Below are 17,728 nucleotides of genomic sequence, written 5' to 3'. Positions count from 1 at the left end.
CGGAGCCCACCCCATCGGGCTCCGGACCGCAGAAACGAGGGGGAATCCCGCATGCGTACGACCACGGCGCGCCGCACCCGCGCGCTGATCACCTTGCTGGCCGCGGGTGCGCTGGCGTTCGGCGTCTCCGGCTGCGACGGCTACACGGCGACCTCGCCGGCGGCCGCGCGCAAGGGGGCTCCCGCCGCGGGCACCGCGGCCTTCGCGCAGGGACCCGACGGCGCCGTGGACTGCCGCCACGTCAAGTGCGTGGCGCTCACGTTCGACGCGGGCCCCAGCGTGCGCACCCCGCAGATCCTGGCCATACTCGCCAAGTACCACGTCCACGCGACGTTCTTCACGCTCGGCAAGAACCATGTGCGGGTGCACCCGGAGATGGTGCGGGACATGGTCGCGCAGGGCCACGAGGTGGAGACGCTCACCTGGAGCCACCAGATCCTCACCAAGATCAGCACGGACGAGGTCCGCAAGGAGATCACCGAGGGGCGGGACGCCGTCGAGAAGGCCACCGGCCAGCGGCCGACACTGCTGCGCCCCCCGCAGGGCCGCACCAGCGCCAAAGTCACCAAGGTGGCGAAGGAGTTGGGCATGGCCGAGGTGGTGTGGAGCGCCAACGGCGCCGACTACAAGACCACCGACTCCAAGCTCATAGCCAGCCGCATACTCAAGCAGACCAAGCCGGACGGGATCATCCTGCTGCACGACCTGGTGGACCCGACCAACCGCGGCTACAACGGCACGGTCGCCTCGGTCGCCCCCATCATCTCCACGCTCCAGAAGCGCGGTTACACCTTCGTGACGGTCAAGCAGCTGCTGGCGCCGGGCAAGCCGGTGGCGGGCAAGGTCTACAAGTAGGCCCCGCGCGGATCGACGGCGGACGGTCGTGGTGGCCCCGCTCGCGCCACCGACCGGCCCGGACCGGGATCGGCGTGCTGTCGCCCGGCCGTGATATGTACTCACCGGGGGGGCGGGACGAACACGCCCCGAGTACAGCTGAGGGGGGTGCCGTATGCCGCTTTTCGGCCGCCGTACGGCGGAGAAGCAGGAGAAGAAGGCGCGCGAGCGGCGCCAGTCGTGGGGCCTGGTCGCTCCGCCGCGGCTCGACACGGATCTGGGTGATCCCCGCCTCACCGCCGTGCTCGGCGCGGCTCGGTCCGGCGACTGGGCCGGGGTGCGGGAGTTGCTGGCGTCGGCCGCGGAGGGGCCCGGTCTGGCCGGGCCGTGGACAGACGACCTGAGCTGGCTGGTCAACGAGGTCATGGACGTGGACGGCGCCGAGGAGTGGCTGGCCCGTGCGGTCGCCGACGACCCTCGGGACCCGCTGGCGCGGCTGGCGCTGGGTACCCGCCAGATCGGCTGGGCGTGGGAGGCGCGGTCGGCGAAGCTGGCCAAGTACGTGTCCAAGGAGCAGTTCGCCGTCTTCCACGCCCGGCTGCGGGACGCGGAGGAGCACCTCTACGAGGCCGCCGAGCTGGCCCCGGAATGGGTCGCTCCCTGGTACTTCCTCCTGACCTCGGGACGGGGGCTCCAGGTCGGGCAGGACGCGGCGCGGCGGCGGCTCGACGCCGTCGTCGCGCGCTTCCCCCACCACCTGCCGGCCCATCGGGTCCACCTCCAGCAGGTCTGCGCCAAGTGGGGCGGCTCGCACGAGAAGATGCACGACTTCGCCCGGACGGCCATGCTGGCGGCGCCCGAGGGTTCGCCCTTCGGCGAGTTGGTGGCGCTGGCCCAGCTGGAGGAGTGGTACGGCGAGCCGAAGGAGAACGGGACGAGCAGCCTGGCCCAACCGGAGGCCGCCGGCCGGCTGGGCCAGGCATGGGAGCGGTCGCTGGGGCATGCCGCCTTCCAACGGCACCCGGGGTGGACGGCGTCGGCGAACACCTTCGCGATGACCTTCTCCCTCGCCGGCCGCAAGCAGTCGGCGGTCGAGGTCTTCGCCATGCTCAACGGCGCGGTATGCAGGTCCCCTTGGAACCGTCTCAAGGGCGGCGCCGACGACCCCGTGGGCACGTACACGCGGTGGCAGGCCCGCATGCTGCGCTGATCCGCCGCTGACGACCGCCCATGGCGCCGCTACGGGCGTCGACGCCACCGTCGAGCCGGCGTCGCGTCACACCGTCGTGCCACCGGGGATTCCTCGTCCGGAGACCGCCGCATCCCCCGTCGTGGCGGCGTGCCCGGTCCCGACGCGGCCCCGGCGCGCACGCCACTCCCCTTTCTCCTCGGCCGATTTGGAGCCGCAACCGGTGTCAGATCCACAGATACCCCAGATCCCCCAGACGCCCCGGTCCGCGCAGACCGCCGTGTCCCCGCAGTCCGACCCGGCCACGCACACCTTCCAGGTCGACCTGCGCGGCCTGGTCGACCTCCTGTCGCACCACCTCTACTCCAGCCCCCGGGTCTACCTGCGCGAGCTGCTGCAGAACGCGGTGGACGCGATCACCGCGCGGCAGGCCCTCGACCCGGCCGCGCCGGGCCGGATCACGGTGACCGCCGGAACGGACCGGCTGACGGTCACCGACACCGGCGTCGGGCTCACCGAGGAGGACGTGCACCGCTTCCTCGCCACCATCGGGCGCAGCTCCAAACGCGCCGCCCAGGGTGCTGCGGCCGCCTTGGACGGAGACCAGCTGGTCGCCGAACGGGGTGACTTCATCGGGCAGTTCGGCATCGGTCTGCTGGCGTGCTTCGTGGTGGCCGACGAGATCACGGTGACCACCCGGTCGGCGGCGGACCCGGAGGCGCCGGCCGTGGAGTGGCGCGGCGGCTCGGACGGGCGCTACGCGATCCGCACCCTGCCGGCCGGCGCGGTGCCGCAGCCGGGCACCACCGTCACGCTGCTGCCGCGCCCGGACGCGGCGGAGTGGACCCGGCACGACACGGTGCTGGACCTGGCCCGCCACTACGGCGGGCTGCTGCGCCACGAGGTCGTGGTGGCCGCGGCAGACGGCTCCGCCGTACGCGTCAACGCCGTCGCCCCGCCCTGGCAGGCGACGTACCCCTCGCCGGCCGCCCGGCGCGAGGCCCTGCTCGAACTGTGCCGGTCCACCTTCGACTTCACCCCGCTGGACGTGGTGGAGCTGGACCTGCCGCTCGTGGGCCTGCGCGGCGCGGCGTTCGTACTCCCCACGGCCGTGCACCCCTCCCGGCACAGCGGGCACCGGGTGCACGTCAAGGGCATGCTGCTCTCCGACAAGGCGTCGGAACTCCTCCCGGAGTGGGCGTTCTTCGTCCGCTGCGTGGTGGACGCCGACCAGCTGCGGCCCACCGCCTCCCGGGAGGCGCTGTACGAGGACGAGACACTGGCCGCCGTCCGCGACGCGCTCGGTGCCCGCATCCGCGACTGGCTGACGGGGCTGTCGGCCAGCGACCCGGCGCTGCTGCACCGGTTCATCGCCGTCCACCACCTGGCCGTCAAGGCACTGGCCCGGTTCGACGACGAGCTGCTGCGGCTGCTGCTGCCGTGGCTGCCGTTCGAGACGACCGACGGGCACGTGACGCTGGACGAGTTCGCGCGCTCCCACCCGACGGTGCTGGTCGCGCAGACCGTCGAGGAGTTCCAGCAGGTGGCGTCGATCGCCTCGGCCGCCGGGCTGGGCGTGGTCAACGGCGGCTACACCTACGACCGGGACCTGGTGCACCGGCTCCCGGAGATCCGCCCCGGCACCGCCGTGCTCGACCTGGACCCGGCGACGGTGACCGCGCACCTGGACGCGGTGGACCCCTCGGTCGAGCTCGCCGCGGCGTCCTTCCTGCACATCGCGCGCGAGGCGCTGGCGCAGTTCGAGTGCGACGTGGTGCTGCGCGCCTTCCATCCGGTCAGCGCGCCGGCGCTGCTGCTGGACAACCGGGAGGCGCGGCACGAGCGCAGGCGCGGCGAGCTGGCCGGCAGCGCCGACGGCGTCTGGGCGGACATCCTGGGCTCGCTGCGATCGGAGTCGCCACGCGCCCAGTTGGTGCTCAACCATCTCAACCCCCTGGTGCGCCGGGCTGCTTCGGTGACCGGCCGGGAACTGGCGGTCACCGCCGTGGAGGCGCTGTACGGGCAGGCGCTGCTGCTCACCCGGCGGCCGCTGCGGCCGACCGAGAGCGCGCTGCTGAACCGGGCCTTCATCGGCCTGCTGGACCACGCGATGCACGAGGAGCGGTGATGCTGGAGACACCCGAGGCCGTCTTCGAGGCGCTGCGCGAGAACAGCGAGCGGCCCTACGGCCGGCCGCGGACCGTGCGTGCGGAGGAACTGGTCGAGGCGGCCGAGCAGTTCGACGACAGGGGCGCCCTGGTGACGGCGCTCTTCGAGCTGATGTCGGCGTACACGTACTCCGCCGAGGACCGCAAGTCGCCGGTGGTCTTCGCGCGGATCGTGCGGATGTGGGACGACCGGCGCGAGGACTTCAGCGAGTGGGAGGAGCACCAGCTCTACTGGCGCTTCAAGTGGGTGGCGACCGCGCTGCTCCAGGTGCCGGAGATGCCGCTGGCCGCGGTGGAGAAGTGGCTGGACGAGATGGCCTCCCGCTACCGCGCCGCGGGCCACGGCCTCCAGCCGGTGTACGCGATGCGCCACCACGTGGCCGCGCACACCGGTGTCGGCCGGGAGCGGGCGTACGAGTTGTGGGCCACTCGCGGCCGCACCGACCTGAGTGACTGCGAGGCGTGTGAGACCCGCAACCGGGCGCTGCACCTGATCGCGTTCGGCGACGAGGCGCGGGCGATGCGGGAGTGGGAGCCGGTGCTCGGCGGCAGGCAGACCTGCCTGGAGGAGCCGTACGCCAGCATGGCCTACGCGCTGCTGCCGCTGGTCCGGGCGGGCCGGCTGGACGACGCCCGCTCCTACCACCTGTCCGGTTACCGGTTCGCCCGCGGCAAGCAGGACATGGCCGAGAGTGTCGGCCGGCACGTGGAGTTCTGCGCGCTCACCCGCAACGAGGCGCGCGGCCTGGAGATCCTGGCCGAGAACCGGGTGCTGTTCGAGAGCGCGGGCGCCCCGCTGACCCTGCTGTCCTGGCTGACCGGGGTGCAGGTGCTGCTGGCGCGGCTGGCCGGGCAGGGGCACGGCGCGCTGGCGGTGGCCGGGCCGCCCGGCCGCAACTGGACGGTGGCCGAACTGCTGGTGCACGTCGGCGGGCGGGGCGACGCGCTGGCCGCCGCGTTCGACGCCCGCAACGGGACCACGGCGGTGAGCGACCGGCGGCGCGAGCGGCTGGAGCGGCTGCCGCTGCTCGACGAACCGCTGGCCCTGGGCCTGCGGGCCACGACCCGGCTGCCGCAGGCCGCGCCGGCCCAACCGCCGGCCGCCGCCGGACAGCAGCCGGTGGACGGGCCGGCGCTGGTGCGGCAGGTCCGGGAGTGGGCAGCCGAGGGCCGCCCCGCCGCGGACGCGTTGTGGGACCGCCTCGCCGCCCTGCTGGACACCCCGCAGTACGCACACGACGAGACGCTGGGCCCGTTGGAGGTGCTGCGGGCCGAGGTGGCGGAGCATCAGGGGCTGCGGGCGCTCCACCGCGAGGAGTGGGCGAGCGGCCGGGAGGCGCTGCTGCGGGCCGCCGACGCGTACGAGGCCGCCGGGCAGCCGGGCCACGCGTGCACGGCGCGGGCCCGGGCGGCCACCGCGCTGGTCACCGCGGCCTCGCAGGGTGCCTCGGACGGCACCTCGGGCAGCCCTGCGGACGGCGCGGCGGACAGCGCCGCGGCCGGTGCTGCGGACGGCGCCAACGGGGTCGCCGAGGCACGCGCCGCACTCGCCGCCGAACAGGCACGGGCAGCGGAGCTGTCGGCCGCCGGGGCCATCGAGCCGAACCGCTACCTGACCGTTCTGCAGTGCGTCGCGCTGGCGGCACGCGAGCCGCTGGTCGGCGGTGGGGACGAGCCGGGACCCGCCGAACGGGCGGCGTTCGACGCGGCGGTGGGACATCTGCTGGCCGAGGCGGAGCGGCTGGAGTCGCCGCCGCGCCCCGCCCAGGCCCTGCAGTACTCGGCCGACGTGGCCGCCCGTTCCGGCGAACTTGAGCGGGCCCTCGCGGAGTTGAAGTCGGCGCTCACGCTGCTGGAGCAGGCCGGGCAGCCCTGGCGTACCCCGCGTCCGCTGGCGCTGCTGGCGCAGTTCACGGTCTTCGCCGGCCGGCCCGTGGAGGCGGTGGAGTTGTGCCACCAGGCCCTCGCGGCAGCGGCGCGCTGGCCCGACGACTCGCTGTCGCTGGGCCCCTTGTACGCGCTGCTGGGGCACGCCTGCGCCCACAGCGGCGACCTTGAGGCCGCGGTACGGCACCTTTCGGAGGCCGCCGACCGGCTGGACCGCGACGGCTCCAGCGGCAGCGACGAGCACGCCGCCCAGGTCCGGATGGAGCTGGCGGACGTGCTCGGCGCCTTGGACCGGCCGGCGGACGCGGTGGCGGTGCTGGAGTCGGCGGTGCTCGACGAGGACGGTGTCAACCCGCGCCTGTCGGCGCAGATCCGGCTCAACCTGGCACGCGGACTGGCCGGGTTGGGCGAGACTCGGGCCGCGGCGGACGAGTTCGTGCGGCTCGCCGACACCGTCGGCGGCTGGAGCGACGAGCAGTTCACGCACACCCTGGTCGCCTCCGAAGCGGCGACGGCGCTGGCCCGGGCCGGCCGGTGGGAGGCCGCGGATCAGGCCTACCAGCGGGCCGTCGACTCCAACGGCCGGGCACCGCGGCCGGGCGCCGTGCTGGACATGATGCGCGAGTTCGCCCGGCTGGGCGTGGCGGAGCACGGTCCCGAAGGGGTACCCGACGCGCTGGCCCGGCTTGCCGAGGCGGACGCACTGATCGCCGAGGTGCCCTCGGACGAGAAGGACTTCCCCCGCTGGTTCCACGTCGGCACGGTCCACTACCAGCGCGGCCGCGCCTACGCGGAGGACGGCCGCTTCGAGGAGGCCGTGGCCGAGCTGGAGCAGGCCGTCGCGTCCCACGAGGAGGGCGGCCCGGCCGGCGAGCAGCCGCGCGCGGAGGCGCTGCGGGTCGCGGCACACATCGAGGGCACCTTCCTGAAGGACGTGCCCGCCGCCGTGGCGCGCCTCACCGAGGGCATCACCCGCTGCCGAGCGGCGGAGCTGCCGGACGCGGCGGGCGTGCTGGAGGCCCTGCGCGACCGCCTGGAGGCGGAGCGGGACCAGCCGCAGGAGTGAGGGCCGTTCGCGGGCGGGGGTCCTTCGCCGCCGCCCGCGACGTGCCGTTGACGGACGTTCAGCGGTAGGACGATCAGCGGTAGGACGATCAGCCGCGGGCCGCGCCCTGCGAGCCGTACGCGTCCATCGCCCACTCCACGACGGCCTCCAGGTCGGCGTGGTGCGCGCCCTTCCAGTAGACGCGGTCGCAGGCGGCGCACTGGGCGAAGACGTCGTAGGTGGCGCGGGTGCCCTGCTGGAGGCTGTCCCGCACCGACGCCTTGTCGGCGGGCACGAGTTGGCCGTTGCAGGCGACGCACCGCGTCCACGGGGCGAGTTCGGGGGCGAACCGCTCCAGGACGTCGGCCAGTTGGACGTCGGGGCGGTCGCTGTAGACGTAGCCGCCGCACCACAGCTCGCGCCGCCGCAGCAGGCCCCGGTCGCGGGAGAGCAGCACCCGCCGCTCCGCCGCGGACCGGGCGGCGAGCGCCGGGTCCCCGATGTCCTCGTTCTCGTAGGCCGCGTCGATGCCGAGGAGGCGCAACCGCCGGGCCAGCGTGCCGAGATGGACGTCCAGCAGGAAGCGCAGGGGGGCACCCGGGACCCGCTGCGGGCGCGGCACCGGGAGTACCTCGACGTCCGCACCGGCGGCCGGCAGGTGCTTGCGGGGCGCGTCCGCGCCGTCCACCCGGAGGCCGCCCACCTCGGTGAGCGGGATGCCCAGCGCCTCCACGAGGTGGCCCAGCGTCGACACCCCGTCGACGGCGGTCTCGACCACGGGCGCGCGCCGCCCCGCCGACAGGAAGATCCGCAGCTCGGCGGGGACGTGCACGGTGATCAGCGGACGCTGCCGCGTGGCATGGCTCACAACGCCCAGCATGCCACCCCCCACCGCGCCGCTCCACGGGATTGCCGCCGCCCCGGCGGGCGTTCCCGGGACCCGCCCGGGCGGACGTCGCCCGGCCGGTACCCAGGCCGCCGCCTCGGCCGACGAGACGGGCGGCGCGGACGTCACACGGCGTACGTGACCGTCACAGGAGCGTGGTCGGACCAGCGGAGGTCGTAGGCGGGAGCGCGCTCGACGGTGGCGCGCAGAGCGGACTTGGCCAGGTCCGGGGTGGCCAGGTGGTGGTCGATGCGCCAGCCGGCGTCGTTGTCGAAGGCGCGGCCGCGGTAGGACCACCACGTGTAGGGGCCCTCCCCCTCGGGGTGGAGGGCGCGCACCACGTCCGTCCAGGTGCCGAGGAGGCCGTCGAGCCAGGCCCGCTCCTCGGGGAGGAAGCCGGCGCGGTTCCGGTTGGCCCGCCAGTTGCGGATGTCGGCCTCGCGGTGGGCGATGTTCCAGTCGCCGACCACGAGCGCGTGGCCGCCCTCCTCGGCGGCGCGGGCCTCCAGCCGGGCCAGGTGGTCGGCGAAGGCCGCCATGAAGCGGTACTTCTCCTCCTGCCGCTCCGTTCCCACCTCACCCGAGGGCAGGTACAGGGAGCCCACCGTGACGCCGGGCCGGCCCAGGTCGACCTCCAGATAGCGCCCCGAGTCGGCGAACTCGTCGGCCGCGAAGCCGGTGCGGACGGCCACCGGCTCGCGGCGGGTGAGAACGGACACACCGGCGCGGCCCTTGGCGGCGGCGGGCGCGTGGAAGGCGTGCCATCCGGCGGGCTCGCGCAGTTCGGCCGGCAGCTGGTCGGGCTCGGCCCGTACTTCCTGGAGGCAGACCACGTCGGCGGAGGTCTCCTCCAGCCAGGCGGAGAAGCCCTTCTTGGCCGCGGCCCGCAGGCCGTTGACGTTCACGGTGGTGACGGTAAGACTCACCCGGGGACGATACCCCGGGGCGAGGCCCGGCCCGCCCCGGCGGACGGGGCGGGGCCTCGCGGGGGCGGACGTCCGGCGGCCGCACGGTGCGGGGCCGGCCGGGGGCTCGCACCGCCGGGACGGCGGCGGGGCGTGGCAGGTCGCGGGACGGTGGTGGTGAGGATCACTTGTCCACAGGGGGAGACCGCGCTGTCGGCGCGGGCGCCTCGGGCCGTGACCGGCGGGGTCTGCCCGGTAGCGAGGTGTCCTGGTGCGGTCAGCCGCAAGGCGCCGAACCGGCCTCGTAGCGGGCCTGCTCGGCCGGTACGGCAACGCGGCGGACGGTCGTGCCAGGGCGGCGAGCGGGGCAGACCCTGCTGAGAGCGGCACTAGCATGGGCGCGTGGAGATCAGAAAGACACGTTTCGACCATCCGGACGCGGTGCTGCTCAACGACCTGGTGCAGAAGGAGTACGCCGAGCGGTACGGCGACGAGGGCGACCGGACGCCGATGGCCGCCGACCACTTCGACCCGCCGGCGGGCCTCTACCTGCTCGGCTACGACGCCGACGGGCTGCCCGTGGCCAGCGGCGGCTGGCGCGCCCAGGACGACGCCGCGGAGGGCTTCGAGCCGGGCGACGCCGAGCTGAAGCGGATGTTCGTCGTGCCCACGGCCCGGGGGCGCGGTCACGCCCGGGCGGTGCTGGCCGAGCTGGAGGCGTCGGCCGCCGCGGCGGGGCGTGTCCGCATGGTGCTGGAGACGGGCCTGAAGCAGCCTGAGGCGATACGGCTGTACACGTCGTGCGGGTACGAGCCGGTGGGCGCGTTCGGCTACTACCGGTACGCCGACCTGAGCGTCCACATGGGCAAGCCGCTGTCCGCCTGAGCCCGCACCGGCCGCGCCCCACCGCACCGGGACGCGGGGCGGCACGGGGTACGTGACCCGGGATCGCGGGTCCGGGCGGATCAGCCGCTCAGCTCCTCGTACACCGCCAGCACGCTGCGCGCCTGCTGCTCCACCTGATCGGCCACCGGCACCCAGCGCGGCCGGTAGGCCGTCTCGTACGCCTCGCACCAGTCGTCCACCAGCCCGGTCACCGCGGGCACCCCGACGATGCGGCGCAGCATCGCCGCCGCGCGCAGGGGAATGCGCTGGGCGTAGACCTCGATACTGGTGACGCGCGCGGTGGTCATCTCCGGCAGCGGGTCGGCGTCCGGCGGGCGCACCGCCGGGTCCCACTCGGCGCTCAGCTGCGGACCGATGCCCACCAGTTCGCGGACCGTGCGCAGCATCGGCGTGTCGGCGCCGATCAGCTCGGGGTCGACGCGGGCCATCACCCGCGCCACGGTCGGGAGGTCCCGGCGCAGCGCGGCTCCCGCCAGCCGCAGGGCGCGGTCCGGATCGGGGTGCGGGGTGGTGTCGGCGGACCGGTCGCAGGCCCACATGGGCACCTCGACCACGGCGGTCACCCCGTCGTAGCGTTCGGCGTGCGCCCAGGTGGAGTGGGCTCCGTCGCCGACGGCCCGGTCGCTGTCCGGCATCACGTAGACGCCCGGCCCGGGGCTGGGCCACTGGAAGGCGTCGGAGGAGCCGCTCTCCAGCGGGATGTCGAGTTCCGCCGCGGACTTGCCGATGCGTTCCGGCACTCCGGGCACGTCCCGGGTGAGCTGGACGAAGCTGCCGCCGACGTCGATGGAGTGCAGGGAGCACTGGAGCACCGGCCGCAGCCGGTCCAGCACCCCCACCAGCGCGCGGGTCTCGGGCAGCGCGGCCCGCAGCGCGCCGTCCCGGGGCAGCCACTCGGGCTGCTCGGCGGCGCACGGGCGGAAGAAGTGCTCGTAGTGCCCGCGCAGCGTGTAGGGGCCCGACAGCCACGACTCGTTGAGGGCGGCGCCGTCCGGGTCGATACAGAGCAGGAAGTGCCAGGCGGTGCCGTCGTCGACGCCCAGCTCACGGTCGGCGGCGATCCGCTCGGCCAGGTGCAGCGCCGTGGCGCCGCCCACCGCGGCCTCGTTGGCGTGCGGCCCCGCCACGACGAGGACGCTGCGCTCCCCCTGGCCCACGCTCAGCATCAGCAGCGGCCGGCCCGCCCGGGATCTGCCCACCTCCTCCAGGCGGCAGATTCCCGCATATCTCAGCGTCAGAAATCGTGCACTCTCAGTAACATCACGTGTCGACGGATATCGCTCGGTCGTCACAGCAGTCCCCCTGCTGCGGGCCCCCGCCCGCGCCAGCCCGACGCGACCTGCGAGTCGGTTCCGTTAGTAGGTCATGGCGCCGCTGAGGTGTCAACGGTGCTACCGACGCCTCGCCGAACCGCTCGGAGCCGAGTCGAAACGTCCGCGCCGGCCCCCGCCGGAAGGGAACCGGCCGGGCGGCCCGGACGCCGGCCGCGTCGGGGCAGGTCGGCGGCGGTCCGGCCGTGGAGCCGACCGGACCGGCTACGGAGGACACCGGCGGTGCGTGGACGTCAGGCGCCGCAGGGCCGCTACGCAGCACGCCGTGGACGCAGCGGTCCCGGGAGCGCATCCGGAGTCAGCGGGGCGGACACACCCGGCATGGCGCGGCGCCGCGTGCGACCCGATCCGCCTCCCCCTCGGCCCGGTCGGCACCCCCGCGGGGACCGGGCTCCCGCAGAAACCGGTTGCCCCCGCGGGCCGTCGCGGTTCTCACGGGGGACCCGGCGGATGGGCCGGAAGCATATGACAATTCGTCACGTTCCGTAGCGTCGACGGGACTCGACGGCGCGCGCGGAGGCCCGGGGGCCGGCTCTCCCGCCTCCCCAGCCCCGGGTCCATCCAGGACCGCACGGGACCCGTCCCGGCCCCGCTCCGAACCCGCTCCGGCGACGGCTGGAACGTCGCCGGAGCGGTCGCCGGGCAGACCGGCCGTGCCCACCCGGACCGGCCCGCCCGGCCGGGCACGGACGTACGGCTCGGAGCCGGAGCCGGTTCAAACCAGCGCGGGGACGCCGAAGGTGAGGGTCGGCGCGGCCTGCGGGTCGGCGGGCGCGTCCAGGACGGCCGGGACGCCGAACGGCAGGGTGATCGTGGAGGGGCAGTGGCCGAAGCCGAACTCCTCGACGACGGGCACCCCGAGCGGCCCGAGCAGGTCCAGGAAGAGCGCCCGTACGTTCTCGTAGGGGCCGCAGTCCTGCCAGGAGCCCAGGACGATGCCGCACACCCCGTCCAGCCAGCCGGAGCGGAGCAGCTGGGTGAGGATGCGGTCCAGCCGGTAGACCTCCTCGCCGACGTCCTCGATGGCGAGGATGCCCCCGGCGGCCGAGGGGCGGCCGTAGGGGGTGCCGAGGTCGGCGGCAAGCAGGCTGACGCAGCCGCCGAGGGTGACCCCCTCGGCCCGCCCGGGCACCAGGGTGCGGGCGCCGGCCGGGCCGAGCACGAGGGCCTTCTCCGGCTCGAACAGCGCCGTGCGCAGGCCCTCCTGGGTGGGACCGTCCTTGAGGAAGGTCTCGGTGGCGGCCATCGGCCCGTGCAGCGTCGCCAGCCCCAGCCTCGTGGCGAACGCCTCGTGGAGGGCGGTGATGTCGCTGTAGCCGATGAACGCCTTGGGGGCCGCGGCGCGCATCTCGTCCCAGTCCAGCAGGTCGACCATCCGCTGCACCCCGTAGCCGCCGCGGGCGCACAGGACCGCGGCGGTGGTCGGGTCGCACCAGGCGTCCTGGAGGTCGTCGGCCCTGGCCCGGTCGGCCCCGGCGAGGTAGCCGGAGGGGTGGCCGTCCAGGACGTGCGGAGCGACGACCGGTTCCAGCTCCCAGCTCCGCAGCAGTTCCAGACCGGCCTCCAGCCGTTCGGCGGGGACCGGACCGCTGGGGGCGACCACGGAGACGCGGTCGCCCGGGGTGAGCCGGCGCGGCCGGATGAGGGCCGGCACCGGCACTCCGACCACGTCGGACACCCTGGTGAGCCGATCGGTCATGTGGTCAGCCCCAGGTGCGGCACGTCCGGCTCGAAGCCGAAGACCTGCCCGTAGAGCGAGAGTTCGGCCTCCAGGCTGGCCACCATGGTCTCCAGCTTGCGGAAGCCGTGGCTCTCGCCCTCGAAGGCGATGTAGGCGTGCGGGATGCCGCGGCCCGCGATGGCTTCGAGGAACCGCTCGCACTGCACGGGCGGGCAGATCGGGTCGTCCAGGCCCTGGAGGAGCAGGAACGGCACGGTGACCCGGTCCGCGCGGTTGACCGGCGAGCGGTCGCGGTAGCGCTCGGGCACCTCGGCGAACGGGCCGATCAGGGACTCCAGGTAGTGGGACTCGAAGTCGTGGGTCTCACCGCCGCTCAGGGACCAGCCGGTGAGGTCCAGGATCGGGTAGATGATCGTGCCGCAGGCGTAGGTGGTGCTGCTGGTGAGCGCGGCGGCGCTGGTCCAGCCGCCGGCGCTGCCGCCGCGGACGGCCAGCCGCCGCGGGTCGGCGGCACCCTCGGCCACCAGTCCCTCGGCGACGGCCGCGCAGTCTTCGACGTCGACGACGCCCCACTGGTCGCGCAGCCGGTTGCGGTAGGCGCGGCCGTAGCCGGTGGAGCCGCCGTAGTTGACCTCCGCCACGCCGATGCCGCGCGAGGTGAAGTACGCGATCTCCAGGTCGAGGACGGTCGCGGCGCGGCTGGTCGGGCCGCCGTGCGCCCACATCACGTAGGGTGCGGGGCCCTCGCCGGTGGCGGCGGGGTTGCGCGGCGGGTAGACGCTGGCGTGCACCTCGCGCCCGCCGGGGCCGGTGAAGACGCGGGCCTGCGGCTCGGGCAGGTACGCCGGGTCGACGGTGTCGTGGTGGGCGTTGCCGAGCACGCGGGTGCGCCCGGTCGCGGTGTCGAGCTCGACGACCTCGTGCCCGGTGCGGGAGCCGGCGCCGATGCCGATGACCCGGGTGCCGGCGGCGGCGAGGACGGGGCTCCACTCGGTCCAGCCGCCGGGGGCGTCGGTGACCTCGCCCGTCGCCGGGTCGAGGACCCCGAGGCGGGGCGCCCCGACGCCGTGCAGGACGGCGATCAGCCCGTTGTCGAGCGGCCGGAACCAGCGCTGGCCCAGGCGCCACAGCGCGCCGCCGAACTCCTCCTCGCGCGGGCAGAGGTTGACCGCGTCGCCCGTCTCGGGGTCGACGCGGTGCAGGTTCCACCAGCCGGTGCGGTCGGTGACGGCGAGCAGGCTGCCGTCGGGCGCCCATTCGGCCTGGGTGACGGACTCCTCCGGGCCGCCGATGAGGGTGCGGCCCTCGCCGAGCGTGCCGTCGGCGGCCACCGGGGCGATCCGCAGCTCGGTGCCGTCCCAGGGCATCCGGGGGTGGTCCCAGGCCAGCCAGACGGCGCGGCTGCCGTCCGGGGAGGTCCGGGGGGCGGTGACGAAGCGGTGGGCGGCGGGCGCGAGTTCGCGGATCGCGGCGCGGTCCTCGGCGGCGGAGCCGTCCAGCGGTACGGCGACCGGCAGCCGCCGGCAGTCCTGGGAGCCCTCGCCGGTGAACTCCTCCAGCACCGCATGCACCTCGCCCCGCGCGGCGTCGACGGTGAGGTCGGCGAGACGCAGGCCGCCGCCGACGGCGGACAGCGGGGTGAGCGGGCGCGGCTCCCGGCCGGCGGCGTCGGGGGCGTCGGGGCGGAAGACGTACAGCCGCTGGTCGGCGTGGTGGACGAAGGCCACCAGCACGGAGCCGTCGACGATCGCGCCGGCCCAGGGGGTGCCGCCGTACTCGATGACGCGGCTGCGCACGTTCCAGGGCGCGGCCAGCGGGATCTGCTCGGTGCCGTCGGGCAGCCGGCGCACCAGGGCGCGGCGGCCGGCCTCCGCGGGCCGGGGCGCGGTCCACCACACCTCCTCGCCGATGGTGCCGACGAACTCCGGGGCACCGTCGTGGGCGGCCGCGCCGGCGGCGTCGATCGGGGACGGCCAGGTGCCGTACGCGAGAGTGGCGGTCGTGGCGTCGGTGGTCACCGGGTCTCCTTCTCTGCGGGGGCGCCGGTGCGGCGCAGGAAGCGGTCGAGGACCCGCACGCCGAAGTGCAGGGCGTCCACGGGCACGCGCTCGTCCACGCCGTGGAAGAGCGCCTGGTAGTCGAAGTCCGGCGGCAGCTTCAGCGGCGAGAAGCCGTAGCCGGTGATGCCGAGGCGGGAGAACTGCTTGGCGTCGGTACCGCCCGACATGCAGAACGGCACGACGTGGGCGTCCGGGTCGAAGTGCTCCAGGGACTCGCGCATGACCGCGTAGGTGGGCGAGTCGACCGGGGCCTGGAGGGCGACCTCCTTGTGGTGGTACTCCCATTCGACGTCGGGGCCGGTGAGGGCGTCCATGGTGGTCACGAACTCCTCCTCGCCGCCGGGCACCACGCGCCCGTCGACGTGGGCGGTGGCCGAGCCGGGGATGACGTTCACCTTGTAGCCGGCCTGGAGCATCGTGGGGTTCGAGCTGTTGCGGACGGTGGGCCGCACCAGGGAGGCGGACGCGCCCAGGCGGTCCAGCAGGGCGTCGACGCTCTCGTCGCTGCTGAGGTCGGCGGGCACCCCGTGCAGCGCGGCCAGCTCGATGAGGGCGGCGCGGACGGTGGGAGTGAGCCGCAGAGGCCAGCGGTGCTCGCCGATCCGCGAGACGGCGGCGGCCAGCCGGCTGACGGCGTTGGCGTGGTTGACCTTCGAGCCGTGGCCGGCCTTGCCGCGGGCGGTCAGCCGCAGCCAGGCGGTGCCGCGCTCGCCGGCGGCCACCGGGTAGAGGCGCAGGCCGTCGCCGGCGTGGAAGGTGTAGGCGCCGGACTCGCTGATGCCCTCGGTGCAGCCCTCGAAGAGCTCGGCGTGCTTGTTCGCGAGGAAGCCGGAGCCGTAGTCGGCGCTGTCCTCCTCGTCGGCGGTGAAGGCGAGGACGATGTCGCGGGCCGGGCGGTGGCCGGTGCGGGCCCACGCGCGGACGGTGGCCAGCACCATCGCGTCCATGTTCTTCATGTCGATGGCGCCGCGGCCCCACACGACACCGTCGCGGACCTCGCCGGAGAACGGGTGCACGGACCAGTCGGCGGCTTCGGCGGGCACCACGTCGAGGTGGCCGTGGACCAGCAGGGCCGGGGCCGAGGGGTCGGTGCCGGGTACCCGGGCGACAACGTTGGCACGGCCCGGCGCGGACTCCAGGAGGCACGGCTCTATACCCGCCTCGGCCAGCTTCTCGGCGACGTACTCGGCGGCGGGCCGCTCGTTGCCCTCGCCGCCGCCGCGGTTGGTGGTGTCGATGCGGATGAGCTCGGAGGTGAAGCGGACCACCTCTTCGAGCGCCTGGTCGTCTACCGCTGACGCCCCGAAGGGGGCGAGGGCGCCGACGGCGCCAGGGGCGGTGTGCTCAGCCATACTGCTCCTCCACGGCCTGGGACACGAGAGTGGTGACGGCTTTGAAGGCCCGGACGGCCTCGTACATCGTCGGAAGGGTGTAGGCGACGCGGCGCGGGCCGGAGTGCTCGACCCCGGGGACCGCGGTGGCCGCGCCGGCCAGGTGGGTGGCGTCGAACTCCAGCTCCACCGTGTACGAGCCGGGTCGTGCCGGCTCGTGGCGCACCGCGAGCGGGACGGCCTCCCGGGCGGCGGCGCGGATGTCGGCGGCGGTGCGGGCCGGCGGCCGGCAGACCGCGGCATAGCGGGAGACGTAGTCCTTGACCGCGACGGTCCTGGCGTGCGGGGCGTACCCGTGCGCGTCGAGGCCGGTGCGGTCGTCCCCGGTGACGAGGACGACGGGCACGCCGTACTCGGCGACGACCAGGGCGTTCAGGCGACCCTCGCTGGCGGGCTCGCCGTTCACCCACACTCCGGTGATGGAGTTGGCGAGGTAGGTGTGCGCGAGGACGCCCTCGGTGCCGGCCCCGGTGTGGTAGCCCACGAAGGCCACGCCGTCGACGTCCCCGTGCTGGACGCCCTCGACCATGGACAGCTCCTTGTGGCGGCCGGTGAGCATCTGGGCCCGCTCGTCCAGCTTCTCCAGCAGGAGGTTGCGCATGGTCCAGTGGGCCTCGTTGATGAGCACCTCGTCGGCGCCGCCGTCGTAGAAACCGGCGATCGCGGCGTTGACATCGGAGGTGAACATGTGGCGGCACCGCTGCCACTGCTCGCTGCCCGGCAGGACGTCGGCCGGCCACGTCACACCGGTCGCGCCTTCCATGTCCGCCGAGATCAGGATCTTCGTCATGGCACGTCACGTTACGCGGCGACCACGTGCCTGTGCCACCCCTTGCCCGCCCTGTGGATAACCAGTGGTCTATACCTTTATCCGCCTCCGCCAAAGGCCCGTCGCCGGCCCGTCCGTCACTCGCGACCAGCCCCTTCTCCAGGCTTCAGGGCGGGCTCTCGGCGCTCCGCGCATTCCGCCTCGGTCTGCGGCCCCACCCTCGGACGCCCCGGTGCACCGCGGGCGGCGGGCACCCTCCGTGGCCGGCGGCGGTACCCGCGCCCGGCCGGCGGCCACCGCCGCCCCGCACCCCGTCCCGTCGCCGCCTACCGACCGCTGCCGCGTGCCGTTCTCCTCCCCGGGAAACCGGTGGCGGACCCGGGCCCGTCCGTGGTTGGTTGGTGTGCCCGCGGGGCCGGCCGGAAACGTCCCACCCGAGGACGGCGGCCGGGCCGCGGCCGACTACGGTGGCCGACAGGGGGCAGGCGAACGGCGTGGGCGCGGGGTGGGGCACGGGTACGGGCGAGGGGGCTGCGACAAGAGGCCCTGTTCCGCGCGCGTCCCGCACGCCTCGGGTACGCGCCCGCGCGGTGGGAACCCTGCCCGCCGTGCTAGCGTCCGAATCCTGTTTTTCGAACCATGAAGGGCCCCCGGGTGGCGCCGTCGGCCCGACTCC

At 74.8% G+C, this 17,728-nt stretch carries 12 protein-coding genes; 5 read left to right on the top strand and 7 right to left on the bottom strand.

The features are described from left to right. Nucleotides 1-51: 51 nt before the first annotated feature. The 4 genes from BS72_RS09200 to BS72_RS09185 all read left to right on the top strand — a co-directional run bounded on the left by BS72_RS09200 (nt 52) and on the right by BS72_RS09185 (nt 7,144). Nucleotides 52-855: a polysaccharide deacetylase family protein gene (locus tag BS72_RS09200; protein ID WP_037908560.1), complete on the top strand. Its 804-nt coding sequence runs from the start codon at nt 52-54 to the stop codon at nt 853-855. 154 nt (nt 856-1,009) lie between these two features. Further along, nucleotides 1,010-2,044: a tetratricopeptide repeat protein gene (locus BS72_RS09195; protein WP_051950847.1), complete on the top strand. Its 1,035-nt coding sequence runs from the start codon at nt 1,010-1,012 to the stop codon at nt 2,042-2,044. A 259-nt stretch (nt 2,045-2,303) separates the two neighbouring features. Then, a complete protein-coding gene (locus tag BS72_RS09190) occupies nt 2,304-4,151 on the top strand; it encodes an HSP90 family protein (RefSeq protein WP_037908558.1) in 1,848 nt (615 codons plus the stop codon). After that, nucleotides 4,151-7,144, top strand: a complete 2,994-nt coding sequence (locus BS72_RS09185) for a hypothetical protein (RefSeq protein WP_037908555.1) — start codon at nt 4,151-4,153, stop codon at nt 7,142-7,144. Before BS72_RS09190 ends, BS72_RS09185 begins: the two co-directional genes overlap by 1 nt. An 88-nt stretch (nt 7,145-7,232) precedes the next feature. On the opposite strand, the gene BS72_RS09180 is transcribed toward BS72_RS09185, so the two are convergent. Together BS72_RS09180 and BS72_RS09175 are read right to left on the bottom strand one after the other, a co-directional pair. Continuing rightward, entirely contained in the window at nt 7,233-8,003 is a 771-nt protein-coding gene (locus BS72_RS09180; RefSeq protein ID WP_051950846.1) for a Mut7-C RNAse domain-containing protein, read from the bottom strand. 131 nt (nt 8,004-8,134) lie between these two features. Continuing rightward, complete coding sequence (locus BS72_RS09175; RefSeq protein WP_037908552.1) at nt 8,135-8,935, bottom strand: exodeoxyribonuclease III; 801 nt, start codon at nt 8,933-8,935, stop codon at nt 8,135-8,137. Nucleotides 8,936-9,316: 381 nt separating this feature from the next. Here BS72_RS09175 and BS72_RS09170 point away from each other — a divergent pair, with 381 nt between their 5' ends. After that, on the top strand, nt 9,317-9,799 hold the full coding sequence (locus BS72_RS09170) for a GNAT family N-acetyltransferase (protein WP_037908550.1): 483 nt from the start codon (nt 9,317-9,319) through the stop codon (nt 9,797-9,799). An 80-nt stretch (nt 9,800-9,879) separates the two neighbouring features. Here the strand turns inward: BS72_RS09170 and BS72_RS09165 are convergent, their stop codons facing one another. The 5 genes from BS72_RS09165 to BS72_RS09145 form a co-directional block, all read right to left on the bottom strand. Further along, nucleotides 9,880-11,112 carry a M14 family zinc carboxypeptidase gene (locus tag BS72_RS09165; protein ID WP_037908548.1) on the bottom strand — a complete coding sequence of 411 codons (1,233 nt, stop codon included), beginning with the start codon at nt 11,110-11,112 and terminating at the stop codon, nt 9,880-9,882. A gap of 754 nt (nt 11,113-11,866) precedes the next feature. After that, complete coding sequence (locus BS72_RS09160) at nt 11,867-12,850, bottom strand: S66 peptidase family protein (protein ID WP_051950845.1); 984 nt, start codon at nt 12,848-12,850, stop codon at nt 11,867-11,869. Continuing rightward, the gene (locus BS72_RS09155) at nt 12,847-14,850 is read right to left on the bottom strand and encodes a dipeptidyl-peptidase 5 (RefSeq protein WP_037908545.1); all 2,004 of its coding nucleotides are present in this window, start codon (nt 14,848-14,850) and stop codon (nt 12,847-12,849) included. Before BS72_RS09155 ends, BS72_RS09160 begins: the two co-directional genes overlap by 4 nt. Then, entirely contained in the window at nt 14,847-16,244 is a 1,398-nt protein-coding gene (locus BS72_RS09150; RefSeq protein WP_051950844.1) for a M20/M25/M40 family metallo-hydrolase, read from the bottom strand. Before BS72_RS09150 ends, BS72_RS09155 begins: the two co-directional genes overlap by 4 nt. Beyond that, entirely contained in the window at nt 16,237-17,073 is an 837-nt protein-coding gene (locus BS72_RS09145) for a M55 family metallopeptidase (protein ID WP_037908544.1), read from the bottom strand. The genes BS72_RS09150 and BS72_RS09145 overlap by 8 nt, the downstream gene beginning before the upstream one ends. Nucleotides 17,074-17,728 lie beyond the last annotated feature (655 nt).

The sequence above is a fragment of the Actinacidiphila yeochonensis CN732 genome, assembly GCF_000745345.1.
In the GTDB taxonomy this organism is placed as follows: Bacteria; Actinomycetota; Actinomycetes; order Streptomycetales; family Streptomycetaceae; genus Actinacidiphila; species Actinacidiphila yeochonensis.
The sequence above is the reverse complement of the archived record's forward strand: the minus strand, read 5'-3'. Positions and strand labels throughout refer to the sequence as shown.

Bases quoted from the DNA above. Each gene is read 5' to 3' on its own strand.
- BS72_RS09200 (WP_037908560.1), top strand. From the start codon at position 52: ATGCGTACGACCACGGCGCGCCGCACCCGCGCGCTGATCACCTTGCTG.
- BS72_RS09195 (WP_051950847.1), top strand. From the start codon at position 1,010: ATGCCGCTTTTCGGCCGCCGTACGGCGGAGAAGCAGGAGAAGAAGGCG.
- BS72_RS09185 (WP_037908555.1), top strand. From the start codon at position 4,151: ATGCTGGAGACACCCGAGGCCGTCTTCGAGGCGCTGCGCGAGAACAGC.
- BS72_RS09180 (WP_051950846.1), bottom strand. From the start codon at position 8,003: ATGCTGGGCGTTGTGAGCCATGCCACGCGGCAGCGTCCGCTGATCACC.
- BS72_RS09160 (WP_051950845.1), bottom strand. From the start codon at position 12,850: ATGACCGATCGGCTCACCAGGGTGTCCGACGTGGTCGGAGTGCCGGTG.
- BS72_RS09150 (WP_051950844.1), bottom strand. From the start codon at position 16,244: ATGGCTGAGCACACCGCCCCTGGCGCCGTCGGCGCCCTCGCCCCCTTC.
- BS72_RS09145 (WP_037908544.1), bottom strand. From the start codon at position 17,073: ATGACGAAGATCCTGATCTCGGCGGACATGGAAGGCGCGACCGGTGTG.